13 protein-coding genes are annotated in these 16,915 nt (G+C 60.5%); 5 read left to right on the forward strand and 8 right to left on the reverse strand.

Going from position 1 to position 16,915, the window contains the following annotated elements; genetic code table 11:
* Positions 1-3 precede the first annotated feature (3 nt).
* A complete protein-coding gene (locus tag BM133_RS34760) occupies positions 4-669 on the reverse strand; it encodes a hypothetical protein (protein ID WP_143100190.1) in 666 nt (221 codons plus the stop codon).
* A 1,012-nt stretch (positions 670-1,681) separates the two neighbouring features.
* Here BM133_RS34760 and BM133_RS23445 point away from each other — a divergent pair.
* Positions 1,682-2,449, forward strand: coding sequence for a hypothetical protein (locus BM133_RS23445; RefSeq protein ID WP_093439037.1), 768 nt, complete (start codon positions 1,682-1,684; stop codon positions 2,447-2,449).
* 195 nt (positions 2,450-2,644) lie between these two features.
* On the opposite strand, the gene BM133_RS34765 is transcribed toward BM133_RS23445, so the two are convergent.
* Entirely contained in the window at positions 2,645-2,959 is a 315-nt protein-coding gene (locus tag BM133_RS34765) for a hypothetical protein (protein WP_143100191.1), read from the reverse strand.
* A gap of 564 nt (positions 2,960-3,523) precedes the next feature.
* Between BM133_RS34765 and BM133_RS23450 the strand changes: the two genes are divergently transcribed.
* Positions 3,524-5,521 carry an HrpF/NolX family T3SS translocon protein gene (locus tag BM133_RS23450; protein WP_093439040.1) on the forward strand — a complete coding sequence of 666 codons (1,998 nt, stop codon included), beginning with the start codon at positions 3,524-3,526 and terminating at the stop codon, positions 5,519-5,521.
* A 68-nt stretch (positions 5,522-5,589) separates the two neighbouring features.
* Positions 5,590-5,985, forward strand: a complete 396-nt coding sequence (locus BM133_RS23455; protein ID WP_093439042.1) for an HrpB1 family type III secretion system apparatus protein — start codon at positions 5,590-5,592, stop codon at positions 5,983-5,985.
* Between the two features lie 62 nt (positions 5,986-6,047).
* Here the strand turns inward: BM133_RS23455 and BM133_RS23460 are convergent, their stop codons facing one another.
* Positions 6,048-6,455 (reverse strand): hypothetical protein, encoded by a 408-nt coding sequence (locus BM133_RS23460; protein ID WP_143100192.1) that lies wholly within the window; start codon positions 6,453-6,455, stop codon positions 6,048-6,050.
* 204 nt (positions 6,456-6,659) lie between these two features.
* Here BM133_RS23460 and BM133_RS23465 point away from each other — a divergent pair, with 204 nt between their 5' ends.
* Positions 6,660-7,562, forward strand: a complete 903-nt coding sequence (locus BM133_RS23465; RefSeq protein WP_093439047.1) for a transglycosylase SLT domain-containing protein — start codon at positions 6,660-6,662, stop codon at positions 7,560-7,562.
* Between the two features lie 104 nt (positions 7,563-7,666).
* A complete protein-coding gene (locus BM133_RS23470) occupies positions 7,667-10,909 on the forward strand; it encodes an ankyrin repeat domain-containing protein (RefSeq protein WP_093439050.1) in 3,243 nt (1,080 codons plus the stop codon).
* Between the two features lie 291 nt (positions 10,910-11,200).
* Here BM133_RS23470 and BM133_RS23475 read toward each other — a convergent pair whose 3' ends face one another.
* The 5 genes from BM133_RS23475 to BM133_RS34770 form a co-directional block, all read right to left on the reverse strand.
* Positions 11,201-11,743: a hypothetical protein gene (locus tag BM133_RS23475; RefSeq protein WP_093439053.1), complete on the reverse strand. Its 543-nt coding sequence runs from the start codon at positions 11,741-11,743 to the stop codon at positions 11,201-11,203.
* Positions 11,744-13,041: 1,298 nt separating this feature from the next.
* Positions 13,042-13,737, reverse strand: a complete 696-nt coding sequence (locus tag BM133_RS23480) for a response regulator transcription factor (protein ID WP_093439055.1) — start codon at positions 13,735-13,737, stop codon at positions 13,042-13,044.
* A 28-nt stretch (positions 13,738-13,765) separates the two neighbouring features.
* Positions 13,766-15,673, reverse strand: a complete 1,908-nt coding sequence (locus tag BM133_RS23485; RefSeq protein ID WP_177224918.1) for an ATP-binding protein — start codon at positions 15,671-15,673, stop codon at positions 13,766-13,768.
* Positions 15,674-15,918: 245 nt separating this feature from the next.
* Complete coding sequence (locus BM133_RS23490; protein ID WP_177224919.1) at positions 15,919-16,386, reverse strand: HrpB1 family type III secretion system apparatus protein; 468 nt, start codon at positions 16,384-16,386, stop codon at positions 15,919-15,921.
* Positions 16,387-16,506: 120 nt separating this feature from the next.
* Positions 16,507-16,893 carry a hypothetical protein gene (locus tag BM133_RS34770; RefSeq protein ID WP_143100194.1) on the reverse strand — a complete coding sequence of 129 codons (387 nt, stop codon included), beginning with the start codon at positions 16,891-16,893 and terminating at the stop codon, positions 16,507-16,509.
* Positions 16,894-16,915 lie beyond the last annotated feature (22 nt).

The raw sequence follows: 16,915 nt of genomic DNA on the forward strand, positions 1-16,915 counted from the left end.
CGATTACGCCTTCGATGTGGCCTTGAGCAAATCGATGCTGGCCTTTCGAAGATTGAAGGCCGCTTCCATCGTCCCCATTGCCTCATAGGCTTCCATGTCAGCCGCCTTGTTGCTGACCTGTGTGCCACGGGTGTCTCTCGGCGCGATGTAGGTGTCTTCATCGCTCTCGCCGGCAATTTTCGCCTTGATCTCGGCGACGGCCGCATCGATCTCCGCGTAGGCCGAGCTTCGCATTGACCGGATTTCTTCCTGAGCTTGCGGATCGTCTCGGTGTTCGATCAACAGGCCACCCGCCCTGCTGACGACTTGACGTCGCAGCGCCGCAAATTCCTGCAGTACTTCGCGTGCCTCGGGCATGGAGTGAGCTGCGCCGGCCTTCGCTTTCAGATCGGGGACACCGACTTTGCTTTTGATGCCGAGCATCTCATGCCAGGGCGATACGGTTGCACCCGCCGGTCGATCGACGCTGTTCGCAGGCTTGGCTTGGCCGCTCGTGCCGTGTTCGGTCGGCGTCGTGGAAGCGTTGGAGGTTGATGTGGTGGTGGGCGCGGAGAATTCGGACGGTGCGCCGCCATCGATGTTGTGCTGCGCTGCTTGAGAGGCGGGATCCGCACTTCCGTCGCGCCAGGGCGACGAGTCGGACATGCCGCCTGCGTCGCCCGTGGGCATCTGCGACGTCTCGGTGGTCGCCGGCCTTGTGCTGTCGGGGGGGGCCGCGTAAGGCGTGCGGTGGCGCTCTGCCGGTGCTGGACGCCCGATCCCGGGCTCGCTCGCCGGAGCCCACGCCGTGGGGCGGGGAAATCCGCTGGGTACTTGGTGAGCCGGATTGACGCGCCCGTCAGCGCCCATTCCTTGGCCGTAAGGAAGGCGTTCCCCCGGCGACGCTGCGGGCTCCCTTCCGGCACTTCGCAACTTTGAGAATGCGCTGGCGAGGTTCGAAATGGGAACCCGTCCGGGTGAGGGCGATGTGCCAAAGACCGGTCCGGCTTGCTTCCTTGACAGCCCCGAAAGTGAGCCCATCTTCTGCGACAACTTCGACGAGAGGGCATCGACAGCCACGTCGATAACCGCCGTTGCAATTTTTTGCTTCGTTTCAGTCGGTATCGCTCCTGCCAGCTTTTGGGCTGCGGCGAAGCCTGCTCTAACAGTGGCTGGATTGATGATCGGCATGACTACCCTTGCATGAAGTTGCGCGGCGCGCTCCAAGCGTACAAGCGGCAATGGGAATGCGTGCCTCAGTAATGCGAAGTGAATGACACATGAGCGAAGCTGTATGCATGAGAACCCCCTCGTCGAGCGCATCGCCGATCGGGTCCGCATCCAGCGGCCGTCTGGTCAAGTCATGAATGGTTCGATGGCGAGCGATGCGCATTCATCTGCTGCGTTGGCAGGCGCATTGCATCTGCATCTCGTATGTTCGAGGGCCTAGGTGACTCTTTTACGCAATCTGCCTAGTGATTGTTTAATCTTCTGTGGCTTCGGCTACCAAGACCAAAATTCGCAATAGCGGAACTTCCATGATGCAATCCCGATGATCATTTTGTGCCATGCCGGATGCAACTCGGTTCGCTGCAAATTTTGCCAATTGGCACCCGAAAGTGTCAACTGATGGAAAAACGGAGAGGCAAAAGGAAATAAAAAGAAATTTCGATGAATAAATTAATTTGGAACATAAAATTACATGCACGTCAAGCCCAATATCTCAGTTCCATTGATCAAGTCCGGCGAGATAGAAACGCACAAGACAGACTCCCAATCGAAGATTGTTGCGACTAGACCCGGGTCGCCGGTGTTGAGTGAACTGTCCGCCCGGAAGCGAAGCTCGTCCAATGTGGAAAAGAGCATTCCTCAACATGGCGCGTTCGAGCGCGGGAACCTCCCGGAAGGCCATGAGCCCATCTCTTTCACCGCCACGAAAGGTACTGGGAGGGTGCCGCGCGTAAACGGGCTCCCCTACGGCAAATCGATTTCACAATACGGTGATCCGGCAGAAATGGAGGATTTAATCATGTCAAGCAATTTAATCGCGGCATACGTTGACATGCAACGGCCGATTGGGAAATGCCACGAATGTGCAGGCCGCGTTCAACGTTTTCTCAACAACAAGCGTATTCCGAATTCAGCCCGAGCGATGTACATATGGAATACCAAGATCGACGAAATCCCGATGACCCATTTCGTCATCGTCGCGAACGTTGAGGGGAAAAAAATCGCAATCGACCCAACCGGCCATCAATTTCCGAATTTTTATCCGATGGTGGACACGCTTGGCAACTGGGAAGTCGAATTCCAACAGGCGCATTCTAAGAAAATCATCAAATACAGGGATTTCAACTCGCTGGGCGGCGCGACGGGTTCTGTGCATTCATACTTCATCGGAAAATACGATGAATTCGATGGTAAACAACTGGCACCTGACCCGGCCGCGAGGTCGGATACGAATTTTTAGCCTCTTGATTCATCGATTTTTGCACTGGAATTTCCATCGGGAATTGATAAGAAATCTTGCATTTGCAAAATAGCGGCCACTTTGACACGCGGTATCGAAGCAGAATTTTATTGCAAGAGGCAACTACCGTGGAGATAGACTCGTTGTTTTGTCATAAAAATTGCCGAAGAGAGCCTTACGAATAAACAGGCCCGGTCAGCCCCACAACTCGGTCACGCAGAGGCGATTGCCGACAGGCAAGAACTTCGTGTCATAGACGTCGTAGCCCGTTTCGGTTAGCTTGTCGTTGAGCAGTGTTGCCGACGTATGAATTGCAGGATGACCTTTTCCGCTGGCGTTCCATTCACCGATGTAAGCCCAACGGAGATCCTTGAAGTAGTTGCGCCCCAGATCGAGCGGCAGGAAGGCGCCACCGCGTCTTGTCCGGTGCGCGAAGTCTTCTCCGGAAAATCGCCCGTGATGATCCAGCCCATCACCTCTTGGTGCGGGCTTCGATGCCGGGGCCTTCACACGATCGCACACCTTGGTCCTTTCGCTTTGGAGCCAGGCTGCACCTTCCTGCGTACAAGGATCGGTGTTTTGTTGGATTTTTTTGACCTTGCCGGCGAAGGGATTTCACGGACGACTAACGCACGCGGTTGCCTCACGGGCAGTAGCGTGAGAATAGAGATAACCTACCGCGGCATATGAAGAAAACGTGTTTAGCCGCGTTTTGGCGGCTCAAACCATCAACTCGACGTATGCGTGGGAGCCATCGATCGGGGTGTGTGCCTCACCGATCGCATGTACTAGCTAGGCGTCCGGACAACTGATCTGCCTCGTCGTTGGCGCACGTTTCAACACGTGCGATCAAAGCTTAGATCGTCATCTGTGGACTTGCTCAGTCATTCCCTGACTCTCGTTCTGGATATCCTTTTCACATGGAAGCATCGTGGATGCCATCCGCGTGGCGCCTCCTTCGGACCGCGTAACGCCGCTTCGTGATTGCACCGGCCCGCGCCGGCTACTGCCGCTACTGTCGAACGGCGATCCATACCGGCGCGCCCCCCTCCCTCCACCTTCGAAGGACCTACCATGCAGACAACCGTATCGCGGCAGCCGCAGTCATCGCTGTTTGGCGCGCCTGGCACCGCAACCGCGGGCGCACGCCAGCCGGCGTCTCCCAAAGGATCCGCGTTGCCCTCGATGCTCGCTGCGGGGGTCTGGAGCGAAGCCCTCACCATGCTCAAGTCTGCGCTTCAAGGGGCTGGCGGTAACGCCAATGCATCCGAAGGGGCCCCCGACAAGCAGCCTTCGTCACCGGCTCTCGAGCATGTGGCGAACAAGCAGGCCGAAGCTGGCCACGAAGGCGCATTCGACTTCGCGAAGTTTGCCGAACTCGTGCAGCAACTGTGCAATCTCGTGTCAGGAGGGGATTCGTCGGTGAACTCCGACCCAGTGCAGTCGGATAGCGATCCGTCCATTCCGCAAGCGGGCGCTGAGGGCGAAGCCGCCGACCCCGCGGTCGAGCAGAAGCGCATGGAGACTGTCGCAATCCTCGGGCGTCACGAGGGCAAGTTCAAGAAGGCCGTCGATGGCAAGGGGCTCGACAAGATGCTCGCCGACAAGAACACCCCGCCCGACCTCAAGCGGGCGATCCAGAACCTCAAGGACGACCCCGAGATGATGGGGGCACTCGACGAAGCCAGGACTGGCAAGAGCGATGGCAAGTTCAGCGCCAAGGACATCAATATTCTGCAGTCGAACTCGAGCAACAGGGCCTTCGCCGAGCAGAAGGCCGAGGATTTCGAGCAGACCTACATCCCGTCCGACTGCAAGGAGCCAAACGCGAAGCCGCGCCCCATCACGAACAACGACGCGCAACGCGAGCTGTTCCGCTACTCGGACCATCTGCCAAAAAACGTGTCCCGGGAGAGCCTGCAAAAGATCGTCGACGGCACCGCCGAGCAGGGCAAGTGCCCGCCGCAATTGGTTGCCGCAGCGAAGTTCTACGTCGACAACCCCGACGCGTGGCAGAAGGACATGGGCAAGGGCGCGGACGAGGGCATTCGCAAGGATGGTCTTTGCGCCCACGTCGCGAAATCGGTGGAACTGACGGCCGACGAGGACAAGACGCTCGAGGTGCTCGACCAGAACCGCGATGTTTTCTTCGATAAGGGCAACCTCACTGACACCAAGCTCAAGCGGATCGCCGAAGACCCGGCGGCCAAGCCCGAGGTGCGCGACGCGGCGCGTGCGCTGCAGGACAAGAAGGGCTCGCTGGTTTTCTCGATGCTCGACAACGGCAAGCACGGTTTTGGCGGCAACCTCGCCAATGCTGCAGACGACCGCAGCATCGGGCAGGGCGATCTCGACCGTGTGCTTCAGGGACGCAACAAGACGATCGCCACCGCCGAGAAGACCGCGGCGCCCGATGGGGCCGCTGGGGCGAAGGCGTCCGGGACAACACAGGCCGGCCCTGCCGCCGGCAAGGCGCAGACCCAGGCCGCGCAGGATATGTCCGATGGCACATACAACCAGCCAGACAACAAGTCCAAGAAGGGCGGCCAGTTGCGTGATGTCGCAAACTTTTTCCTGAAGGCCTATTCGGCCATTACCAACGTCCTTTCGTCGGTGCTCGCAGCCGTTGCCTCGTTGAAGATACCGGGCGTGAGCTGGCTGGCCGCTGCGGGCGCCGTGGGCGCCAAGACCGCCTCAGGGCTCGCCAAAGTCGGCTCCGCAGCTTTGGAGCAAGGCGATGTGAAGGGCGCGGCGGTCAAGGCCGGTATCGGCGTTGGCACGACGGCCGCGGGCATGCTCATCCCTGGTGGCGGAAAGATCGTCGGCGAGGCCGGCAAGTTTGCGGCCAATGGCAGCGCGAGGACGTGGTCGCAGCACGCCGTGAACGCCTCGACCAGTATCACGAACGGTCAGGTCGCCAAGGAAGCGGGCAAGGCCGCTGCGAAGAGCATTGCCACGACCACGGCGAGCACGGTGTACGCCGAGTCGGAAACGGTCAATTCCGCTGTGAACTCGACGGTCACGACCGGGGCAAACACAGCAAGAACGGCATACGCCGAGTCGAACTTGTGACCGGGCAGGCGATCAGCCAGGGCCGCGTGTACCCGCAACGCATCTGACGCATCGTGGAGTCCACTCTCATGTCCGCTTCTTCCTTGCCTCGTTCCGTGGTGTCGCGCGAGTTGTTCGAGATGTTGGCAGGGGTGCTGTCGATCGTCACCGACGACAGCACCACCGACGACGTTGTCGCCACCCTGCAACTCCTGCAGGCGGCGCGGCCGGACCTTCCGGAGCTGTCGATCGCGCTGGCCCAGCGCCACCTGGTGGCCGGGGATCTGCAGCCGGCGCGCGACGTACTGGAAGCCGCGCAGCGGCATGCGAACGGTATACCCCTCCTCGGAGTCCTGCTCGCATACACGCTGCATGCGCAGAAAGACCCGGCATGGCGGCTGCTGGCGTTCGAGGCGGAACGCGCTACCCAGAACGACTTGGGTCGCGCCCTGCTGGCCGAACTGCACGGCGAAGCGGCGTCATAAGGCACGGCAGGCGCGCAGCATCAAGGCCGCGCTGGCGGGCGTGATGCCTCTACGTGGTGCCTCTAGTCGAGCATCTGGATCTGGTAGGCCATCGAGCGCAACGCCGGGTCGACGCTGGTCGCGAGCACGCGCTCCACAGGTGTCTTCCAGTCGTCGCTGTTGCCGGCCAGCTTGTCTGCCATCGCAAGCACCAGGGCGCCGGCATCGGCTTGGCCTGAGTTGCGCTCACGTACGAGTTCGGCTTGTGCAACGGAAGGATCTCCGTTCAACAGCGCCCCGATTGCCACCAGCATCTTGACGGTGCGGGCATCGCCGAGCCAGTGCTCAAGCACCGCAGCGATGGGTGCCGTCTCTTCGGCGATGTCGAACTGGCAGCCCAGCATGAGGCACGCCGCCAGGTTCCGAAACTCGGGCGACTGCAGCTGCTCGAGTGACGGCCGCTGATGTGGATGAAGAAATGCGTTGTTCATTGCGTGCTCTTGCAGTGTCGCATGGGGGCACCTGTGCCTGTGGACGGAGATGCGAAGCGGTGTTGCACCATGCGAATCCGTAGTGCTACTGAGGAAGGAGTGGCATGTATTCGCCTTCTTGTACGTTGCTTCGCTGGATGTCCGCAGATGGCCCGCAAAGCCCCCCAACATCAAGGCACTTGTTCGTAACCCGGAGCTTTCGTCATGCCAGCTGTCGCTATGCAAACTCAATCGGTTGCCCCTCATCAACTCCACGGCCACACGGCGCTGTCGTCGCCTTCGCATCATTCGTTGGCCGACGCGCTGAAGAACCCGCAGGCGAGGCGGGTACTCATCGAATTGGTGGAGATGCTTTTGCAAGCTGCGCTGCAAAAACTGAAAGAGCAGGAAGGCGCAGAGTCTACCGGGGACGACAACGCATTCTTAGGCAGCAAGCCGACCGGCTACAACGGCCCGCAGGGCGGCGGGGAGCCACAAAGCGCTGGCGCCCCGCAAGGCACGGGCGCTCCGCAAGGCGCTGGAGTTCCACAAGGCACGGGCATGCAAGGGAGCGGGGAGGGCGCCGCTCAGGATGCGGATCCGTTAGAGGTGCCGACAACAGGCGCCCCTCCCCAGCCTGTGAGCAAGTTGCAACAGGCGGCACCAGCTACTGCCACGGCAGGTACGGGCAAGGCCCCTGCGGGCATGCCGGCCGCGCAATGGCAGGGCTGCGTCGAAGCAGGCAAGAAGACGGGGATCGACCCTTACATCCTGGCCGCACAGGCGAAACAGGAAAGCCAGTTCGGCACGAAATTGGCGGGCAGCGACAGCGCAGGCGATGGTGTGATGCAGATCGAACCCGGCACCCGCCAGGACTACGCGGCGAAGTTCCAAGCGAAGATGGGCCACGCGTATGACCACAGCAATGTGAAAGACCAGATCGCTTTGGCCGGCGTCATCCTTGCCGACCACGGCGGCAGCGCGACCAACATGCTGCAAAAATATAACGGCGGCCCCAACTGGAAGCCAGGCGCGACGGATATCTATGGCCGTGTGATCCATCCGGAGGAATATGCGGCAAAGGTCCTCGCCAGCGCCAGGGAAATGAAGTCCTCGGCCGGGGGCTGACTGGAGGTGGAAGGGGCGGCGCCGGCTCCCGTAGATAAAGTAGCGGAGGGTTGTCTTGCCCTCGGCGTCCAAGTGGCTCCCTCGCCTCCGGAGGCATTGGCCGCATGGGACTGGTCGGGAGAGCCGAGAACCATAACCAACTGGAACGCCCATCATTGGTCAGTTTTACTCCGAAGTTCTACACGCCTCCCGTTGACGCCAGATTAAAGAGCTCTCCCTACGACACGGCCAAGAAAAAGGAAGCGCCGGTCTCCTACGAAAAGGAAGTCGATCTACCGATCCAGGGTTTTCTCCAGGCCCGCTCGGAGAGTGTTGTGGCCAAGCGCCAGGCGGTAGGCCGGCAATACCGCATGGGCATTGACAAGCTGAAGCAGTTCATTGCTGCCAACGCCCCAGAGAAATCGATTGATGTGGAGACGGATCTCGACACCTTCATCGGCAGGCTGGAATCAGGCTTGGAGGAGGGGACGGGCGGTTTCTATTCGACGCAAATCGGCATGCTGCTCGGGGACGGCAAGGTGGCCATGGACAGTATTTTGCAGGCGCTTGAATTGCCCGACATCCCGCTCGATCGCAAGCTTGAAGAGATCGGTGAACTGGCCCGGGGGCTGGTGGTCTGTGGGCCAGGCGTGGGCGCCAATCTCATCATGCACGCGCAAGCACTTCAATTCGCGGCTGCGGGGCTCGTGAACCATGCGCGCGGCCGATGGGAAACGATGTTCACCAACGCGGTGTTGAGTTACTGCACAAAGGAACATGGCCGAGAGCCGGGCTACGACGGCGAAGAAATTCACTATGTCAACCAATACCGCAGCTTCCTTGGTCCGCTGTTCGGCCTGAAGGCGATCGATGACGACTTCAAGGTCCCGCATATCGGCGAGGCCGAAGCCACCAAATGTCTGGAGAAGATCTCACCGCTGCTGACGCCCAACTCTCTTATCGGAGGGCTGGCCGACGACTGCTTCAAAGACATCAACCGCGTCTTCGGGGAGTACAAAGACATTCAGGCTCGAGAAGGCAGTTTCGGCGAGCACCAAGTCTATGAGATGCAGAAGCTCTACGAGAAGGATCTCGAGGATTCGTTCAAAAGTCTCTACGGCGGCATACCCTTCGCCACTGTCGTCAACGAGTACTACAACGCCGCAAGGGATGGAGAGTCTTATCGCCTGATCGACAGCAAGGTGCTGTTGATGCGCGACATCGCCAGGAATCTGCGTTCGCAAGAGGCGCTTCAGCACGAGAAGCTCGAGGTCGTTTCGAGCCTGCCGGAACTCGCCCCAGGCAGGAACGGCGAAGGAGGTGCCGGGGCGCGGCGCATCAAGTCCGTTGGACCGGATTCGCTCTACGTAAAGGAAGACTCGAGCGACGGTGCCGAGATTCGCTATCCGTTCACGGTTCGTGAAATGCTGGAGCTGAAGCAAGCCAAGGGCCTTCGACGTGTCGAGGACGGCATGATGTTCTCTGCGCTGGACAACACGTTCGACGAAATGCTTCTATCCAAGGTGGAGTACCCCGACGTCTGGCGCGCCATCAACATCGGCAGCTTCGATGGCTTGATGGATCACATGTCGTCGCCGGGCCTGCAAAGGTACCGCGCCGCGGGCTCGTACAACAACGCGGGGCTTGTCGATCGTGCGATCGAACGCGTCCAAGGCATGAAGAATGCGACCCAGCGAGGCATTGCGCTGGTCTCCGCGATCACCCACAACGACAGTGAGATCGCCAAGCACATCCTCAATCGCGTTGGCAGTCTCAATGTCTTGCTCCAAAGGCCATCTGATGGCATGACGGCGCTTCACGCAGCCGCCGAACACGGCATGGCATCGATCGTCGACGACCTGATGGAGATCGTGGTGCAGACGGATTTCGAACGGTGCCGCGTGGGGCGTGGTCAGCCCGCAGCCGATGTCCGCCGAGACATCGTGAGCCAATGGATGAGCATGGCGAACAATTCAGGCTTGACACCCCTGTTGAGCGCGGCCAAGGGAGGCAGCATCGGCGTTATTGATAGCTTTCTAGAACTCGGCGCGAAGATCAACCAGCTGGATCGATTCGGGCGTTCAGCGGTTTTTCACGCAGCGGCAAGTGGCAAAGCCGATGCGGTGCGCTTCCTCGTTGCCAATGGGGCGGACTTCACAACGCCCGATGTCTACGGCCGCTCGCCGTTGCACATCGCCGCCGAAAAGGGCCATGTGGAGGCAATCGATGCCATCCTGTCCAGCTCGCGGCGCCTGAACTTGGAGATTCCCGACGACGAGGGGAAGACGGTGCTCATGCATGCGTCGAAGAAGGCCTCGAACGCCGTTCCACTGCTTCTCGCTGCGGGGGCGGCTACTGGCACGCGAAATCGCCTGGACGGCAGGCGAGCCATCGACTATGCGGCGATCGCCGGGAAGGCAGATGTGATCCGTTCGTTGGCGCAGGCCGATGCGACTGTCGAGATCGGCGACGCGCACGAACTCCCGCGAGACTTCGCACAGTTGCCCCCGTTGTGCTACGCCGCCCATTTTGGCCATGCTGGTGCCGCAGGGGCTTTGATCGAGGCCGGCGCAGCCGTGGATGCTCAGGATAGCCATGGTGTCACTCCGCTCGCATACGCGGCCAGTCGCGGAAACCGGACCGTGATCGAGCGACTGATCGAAGTCGGGGCCAACGTGGAGTTGACTGACCGCATGGGGGTGTCTCCACTGCAGCGAGCGATCTGCGCGGACAAACCGGACTGTACCGGAGTATTGTTGCACTACGGCGCGAATTGCAACGTCGGCGATCCTGGCAGCGGCCGCACGCCGTTGATGGCCGCTGCAACATGGTCGTCGAAATCGCTGTCGCTTCTGCTGCAGGGCGGCGCAAGGCTGAACGCTCGGGATCGCCGGGGCGAAACCGCTGCCATATACGCCGCCAAGACCATGCATCCGACGGCATTGGAGGGTTTGAAGGTGCTGATGGATGCCGGGGCCGACATGTCGATGACCGGAGTGCAAGGTTGCCGCACAGCCATGGAGATCGCGGTTGAATATGCCAACGTGCCTGCCATTCGTCTGCTGGCAAAGCACAGGAACGGTGCCGACGTCGACGGCTCTCGCGCGCCTGACGCGAGCAGCCCATTGGGCCAAGCGATCGTTGACGGTCGGCCGGAGGTGGTCAAGGCGCTGCTCGACGCGGGAGCGAACCCAATGCTGGACTCCAGGGGGATCCCGATCGGGAAACTGGCGGATCGGTATGGCTCGCCGCAGATTCAGCGCATGGTCCACGACCGAATCCGCGAATTGCAGGATCAAGCACACTTGATGGAGCGTCAATTCCGCGGCATGGGGTTGTACGAAGGTCGTTGGCGCCGGTGGCAATGACTGCGGTTTGAATCAAGACGCAATTGCGTTGCTCTGACAGTTCAGTTGCCGGGTGGGAGGTGCGTGAGTCGCCGAAGCCGGCTCGCTCGAAGCGCATGGCTTGGACAGTGCGCACAGATCGGTTGATTGGCTGCGCGGAAGCGTCCGAATCACGACAAGAAGTTTTCGCCTACTTGAAGTCGCTGGGAGACGGGGTTTGAACTTCCTTCAGCAATTCTGCCGAAAGCTCCGGGCCGATCTGCGTGTTGATCCTCAAGGCCTTTCGAGCGCGCTCGTCATTATTGAACCTGTTCATGAGGGCATCGCTGGCTGCGGAGGGTCTGCTGGACCGCTCTGACTACCGAGAACAAATCCCGGGTCCAACTTCCCGTCGTGCCTGACGGCGGGGTTGTACGGTTTGCCGGATTGCAGGTAGACGGCCCCCGTGTCCGGATCTGGATGCAAGTTAATACCTTGCGCAACGTCATCCGGAATGATCGATCTGACGATCTTTGGTTCTCCACCATTTGTGGTCGCAAGTCTCGCGTAGTCGTTCGCTCCCATAGCGAGGTCATTGCCGTGCTTTAGCTTGGAGTGATACATGTGCCTCAGAGCGGTGTCTCGAAAGTCAGAGATGCCGTGGTCATCGAGGATGCCCAGTTGGTGGGCGGCGTCCACGGAAGTAGAGGTCTTCTTCGAAGGATCCATGCCTTCGCGCTGACGCTTTTCTGCGAGCGTGCTTGTTGTGCCCTGATAGTACCGGCCGTCTTCGTAGTAGCTTTTGTAGAGGCGACGCACGCCCTGTTGCTCTGGCACCGGAATTTCGCTGCGCGACAAGGCCAAGCGCGGTGCCATCGATCCGCTCCTGCTTGTTCGGGTTGAGTCAAGCATCGACCCATGCAGTGATGAGGGACCCGCCCGCGACCGCGCGGACTCTGTACCCACACGGGACTGAATAGGATGTATTGCTGAAGCAAGCTCAGGCGTCGTAGATCGTGCAGTCGGCGAGTTATTTCGGTTGATATCCATAGCGCTGCTATTCCCATTTTTTACTGTACGGCTCAACGTTACGTGAGTGCCGACGGGTCGATGGCATTTCGTTGAAGGGGACGAACGAACAATGTGCGCTGCGCCGGGTTCCCTAGGCGACGTCAACGCGTAAAACAGGCGCGAAATGCGAACCGGCAGCGCTCTGGTGGATGCGTGTTGATTGATGCACTCAGAGATCCTGCGACTCTCAGATAGCTGAGATTTCTCAACCATTGATGTACTGACCAAATGAGTCACTGGCGGCCCTGCGCATTTCTGTTGCGGGCTTCGCTATGCCCACTCCTGTCGGATGACGTCTTCATGATCGTTTCGCGGCGCCCGAGGGGCTGGCGCGGCCTTGCGGGCCGCTCCATTGCGCGCCGGACGGCGTAACCGGTTGCTTTGACGAAGCCGAGCGCCCTTGTGCCTCGGCGGGTTGTCGAGAGCCTGCAAACGAGGGCTAGTGCTGGTCGAAGAAGTCGTGTCGATTCCATACGTGATCTCAGATTGAAAGTTTGAACAAAGCGTCCAGCAACGCAATGGGGATCGACGAAGCCGTCGATCCGGTTGCGTTCCGATGCTGGGTTGCATTCTTCGGAAATGCGCCGTCGCGGGCGGATCCACATACGAAGCCGGGGCTGTCGTTGCAAAAAGCGGGGGATGCCGTTCTCGGTCCGGCTTCCTCTACATCGTCACCGCCACGGACGGCCGCGCCGGCACCGCCAAGTCCTCGGGCGGCGCGCTCGAAGCGAACCAATTTGACCCTGCGCCCCGGTTCTACTCATCACACGGACGGAGGCGGTCAATACGCAAGCGAAACGTACCGATGCGCACTGAAGGAGTCAGTCTGCGAGACCTGCACGAGACATGGCAACGCGGCTGCCGTGGTTCATCGAGGAGGGCCACAACGCCGAGCGGATCCGCTCGGCGCTCGGCTACCGAGCACCCGACGAATTCGAATCCTAACTGCGCTCAGCAGGCGACTTGGTTCTGTCGACCTCGGCGGTTCGGTCATGGGATCACTTAAGAGCAGCGGACGAACCCCTGACCGCGCAAGATCACTTACCCGATCGAGCCGCCGCTCACTTGCCAACGTCCGGCTAGACGTATCGGCGTCGTATTGGCTAGAGGTTGTTCACCTCGTGCCCGTCTAGGCAAAAACCAATGCCTCTGACGGTTCGCAACAGTTCCGTTCGACCGGCTGCATCTAGCTTGCGTCGAAGTCTCGATATGTGGACGTCGATGATGTTGTCAATGGGCGTAGCCCGATCGATGTTTTCCCAAATGTCTTGCGCGAGCATGTTTTTCGAGACCACTCGCCCCGAATGTTTCATCAGATACGTGAGCAGTTCGAACTCGCGCAGCGTGAGCTTCAAGGAATGGCCGCCACGCGTGACGTTGCGGGTCAGAAGATCCAGATTCAGATCCGCCACCCTGAGTCGGGTCTCCTCGATTGGCCGTACCCGGCGCAACAGGGCGCCGGCCCGTGCAAGGAGCTCTTCCAGCGCGAACGGCTTGCCGAGGTAGTCGTCCGCATGCAGGGATAACGCGCGCACTCTGTCGCTGACCTCGTCGAGCGTCGATAACATCAGTACCGGAATAGCCGCATTGGACCTTCGCACGCCGGCCAGAATATCCAGGCCGTTGCGGCCTGGCAGAACCACGTCGAGTATCAGCAGATCGAATGCCGAGGTCATGACGAGAAAGAAGCCTTCTTCGCCATTGGCGCAGAGGGTTGTTTCGTGGCCTGCGCGCCGCAATGCGTTTTGCAGGACCGCACCGATCAAAGGGTCGTCCTCGACCACCAGAATTCTTGCCATCGTGTCCGGCCCCGAAGATTCGATGAATTCAGGAGGCCAAGGCGTACACGGTGGCGGATCGGGGCATGATCGCCGGGACCGGCAAAAAATACGCGTCCAGGTCAAACGCTGCCGACGTACATGCGGGGCAAATCGGATCATGCACCGCAGTCTTGTGCTGAGGGACCTCGGATGCCAGGGCCACGTCCAATGTGAACAGCGCTCCGCCCCCAGGGTGGTTCATGCCCCTGAGACGCGCTCCAATGTGGCGGGTCAATTCCGAAGACAACGAAAGGCCAAGGCCGCAGCCCTTGTCCAGAGGCTTTGTTGAATGAAATGGCTCGAACAGATGCGCCATGGCTTGAGCGCTCAAGCCATGGCCGTGATCGCGTACCGAAAGAACGGCGCGCTCGCCGCGAACCCGCGTGCTCAAAACCACCTTGGCCTCGCGCGCTCCAGCCACGGCATCGAAGGCGTTGCTCAGTAGATTCACCAGGGCACCCGTGGCGCACGCTGGGTCGGTCAGGACGATGCTTTCCATTGCCGCATTCCGCTCGACACTGAGCGCGACGCCGCAGCACTTCTTCTTTGGCTCCACGATCGCGAGTGCTGCTTCCACGATGGTCGACAGGTGCACGGCCTGCATCCGGACCGGCTCGCGTCGGCTGAACCGCTGCAGATGGGCCACATAGACCATCAATTGGTCGACGCGCGTCACGATGCTCGAAAGACTCTCTTGTGCATGCGCGGGATCGACTGCAGCGTTCTCGGCCACGAGCCGCATGGCAGCCAGGGGCTGCGTGACCTCGTGTGCGATGCAGGCCACCATGTGTCCCAGCGCGGCTAGCCGATGATTATGGCTGACTGCTTCCTGTTCGTCGTTGCGCGCAGCGGCTTTCACGTCGATGGCCGTCAGCGCTGAACGCAGGGCCGCTTGCTCGCAGCGGCCCCGCTCTTCGATGCGGCGGGCTTCCTTGTAGTGGACGAGCGCCTGGGCGTGTTGATCGAATCCTTCATGGGCATCGGAGAGCTTGTCGAGCACCTTGATCAACTCGCGATGCTGATTGATCTGCGCCCAATGCGTGCGAGCCCGTTGGAGCCAGGCAATTCCCTGGATCCACCGCCCTTGAGCGAGCCGAACGTCCGCGAAGCGGTCACATGCCGCGGCAACCAGCCGAACCGCGCCCCGGCGGCGCCCGCCGCGCAGCAAGGTGCTGGCGCAACGCAGAGCCAATGCGTCTTTTCCCTGCAGAAGGTGTAGTCGCGCTGTCGTGTCGATCAGGCGAAACCGTGCATTGCTTGTCAACTTCTCGACGTCCGCCTCGTTGTATTGCGCCAGCAGGTCGAGAGCGCGAAGGGACAGATTCTTCGCCTCGAGATGCAGGCCGTGTGCCGTGAGCGCGGTAGCGTAGCTGGCCTGTCCCTCGGCAATGTGCACATACGCGTCGCTGCTCTGCGGCGTCGACCTGTCGGGGCGAAGCAAGTGCTGCACCGCTTGCTGGTAGATGAGCATGCTCTTGTATTGTCCGTGGTCCATGTGCAGCCGAGCGAGCATCTGCAAGGCGGAGATCTTGCCTCGGAGGTCGCCCAGCATCCGGAACAACTGCAGGCCCGTACGCATCCGCGCGATTGCGCGATCGAGTTGCCCCGCGACGGCCAAGCATTTGCCGAGTTGGATCTGGGACCATCCTGCCTCCAGACGCAACCCTTGCGCGGTGGCCAATTGCTCGGCCTCGAGCGCGAGTCTGTACGATTCGGCCGTATCCCCGGCGAGTTCACAGACCGAGGACGCGGCTTGGAGCGCATGAACGATGAGTCGCGCATCGCCTGTGGCGCGCGCATGTCCGATGGCCTCTTCAGCAAGAGTCTGGAGTTCGGACGTGCAACAGTCGGTTGCGGTGCTCAGGTTGCGGATGTCGGCAAGCATTGCATGGAGAGAGCTGCTGCTATTGTTCATTCTGTTTCTCTGCGGAGAAGTTCGAGGCCGCACTGGGTGTGCAGAAAACCTCGTTTTCTTATTCTCTGCAGCGAACATGACATAACGTCCATTTCCGCTATTGGGGTACGCGAACGGGGGGCATTGTTTTGTTCCCCGACGGCGCGCTGGCAGTTGCCGTGGCGCACCACCATGCTTTCACTGCGCCGTAGCTGCTGCGGCCGGAGGCGGTCGCGCCGACGCCGGCGAGTCTGTTCGATGCACGTTCATGCCCACATAACGTGAGCAGGCAAGGCACCGATGGCTTGTTCGTACGGCCGCTCGTCCACGACCTGCGAACGTCCGAGGATGGTGCAGGCCAGGCCAACGGCGTAATTGTCGCGACCGTCGTCGATCACCGCTTCGAGCATCTGGGGCCACCCGGCGCGATTGTCGATCTTCATACAGACCGCTAGCAGCGCCTTGGCGAGATGGCTGTCGGGAAACTGCGCCAGCACCTCACCGAACTCGGCAATGCCCGCGCCCGTGTCGCCGCCGCAGAAGGTGTTCATCGCCCGCACGATGCCTGCCTGCGGCAGGCCTGGGCGAAGGCCCTGGAGCACGCCGGCGATCTGGCTCGCGGCCAGGTATTCGCCCAACTCGCTGCCCAGCGCGGCAATCTGCAAGAGCGAGCGATAGACCGTGCCTGGCACCGTTCCCTCCGGGGAGCGTTGGGAAGCGGGAGCGTCTTTCATCGACATACCTCGGAAAGAAAAAACCAAACGTTATGAATACCGCGCTGGGCTTCAAGTTTGTAAGCAACAGGTTCATGCTCGCGAAGCGAGATGATTCGCTTTGAGGTGTGCTGCCGGATTTCAAGCCCGGGACACAGCAATGGATCGGGCTTTCGCCAGAATCCGCTGGGCCGCCTCGAACGCGACGTCCAGTTGTTGTATCGCTGCTTCGGGCCGGCCGTCCGGATCTGTTTTCTTCACGAGGTCGATGGCTTCCCGCAGGCTCTCTTCCAATGCTCTGAAAACTTCGCCGGACCTGTCTGCCCGCAGTTGCGCGGAATGGGTTTGTGGACCCTGGTCCTTCTGACCTGAGGACGAGTACATATCCAAGGGCCTCTCTCGTTTCAAGGGATGGTTGATGCGGCAGGCCGAGTACAGCGCCGGTTGATCGATGCGTCGATTTTCGAGCGAGCACCGGCGCGCGCGCCGCGCCGCAGCCTGAAGACTTCCTGACGATCGCTTCAGCATCGGCCGATGAGTCCATGGTCCT

This window comes from Variovorax sp. 770b2, from assembly GCF_900115685.1.
Taxonomy (GTDB): domain Bacteria; phylum Pseudomonadota; class Gammaproteobacteria; order Burkholderiales; family Burkholderiaceae_C; genus Variovorax.

Excerpts from the sequence above, each read along its gene's own strand:
- BM133_RS34760 (WP_143100190.1), bottom strand. The coding sequence starts at position 669 with ATGCCCACGGGCGACGCAGGCGGCATGTCCGACTCGTCGCCCTGGCGC.
- BM133_RS23445 (WP_093439037.1), top strand. The coding sequence starts at position 1,682 with ATGCACGTCAAGCCCAATATCTCAGTTCCATTGATCAAGTCCGGCGAG.
- BM133_RS23450 (WP_093439040.1), top strand. The coding sequence starts at position 3,524 with ATGCAGACAACCGTATCGCGGCAGCCGCAGTCATCGCTGTTTGGCGCG.
- BM133_RS23455 (WP_093439042.1), top strand. The coding sequence starts at position 5,590 with ATGTCCGCTTCTTCCTTGCCTCGTTCCGTGGTGTCGCGCGAGTTGTTC.
- BM133_RS23460 (WP_143100192.1), bottom strand. The coding sequence starts at position 6,455 with ATGAACAACGCATTTCTTCATCCACATCAGCGGCCGTCACTCGAGCAG.
- BM133_RS23465 (WP_093439047.1), top strand. The coding sequence starts at position 6,660 with ATGCCAGCTGTCGCTATGCAAACTCAATCGGTTGCCCCTCATCAACTC.
- BM133_RS23470 (WP_093439050.1), top strand. The coding sequence starts at position 7,667 with ATGGGACTGGTCGGGAGAGCCGAGAACCATAACCAACTGGAACGCCCA.
- BM133_RS23475 (WP_093439053.1), bottom strand. The coding sequence starts at position 11,743 with ATGGCACCGCGCTTGGCCTTGTCGCGCAGCGAAATTCCGGTGCCAGAG.
- BM133_RS23480 (WP_093439055.1), bottom strand. The coding sequence starts at position 13,737 with ATGGCAAGAATTCTGGTGGTCGAGGACGACCCTTTGATCGGTGCGGTC.
- BM133_RS23485 (WP_177224918.1), bottom strand. The coding sequence starts at position 15,673 with ATGAACAATAGCAGCAGCTCTCTCCATGCAATGCTTGCCGACATCCGC.
- BM133_RS23490 (WP_177224919.1), bottom strand. The coding sequence starts at position 16,386 with ATGAAAGACGCTCCCGCTTCCCAACGCTCCCCGGAGGGAACGGTGCCA.
- BM133_RS34770 (WP_143100194.1), bottom strand. The coding sequence starts at position 16,893 with ATGCTGAAGCGATCGTCAGGAAGTCTTCAGGCTGCGGCGCGGCGCGCG.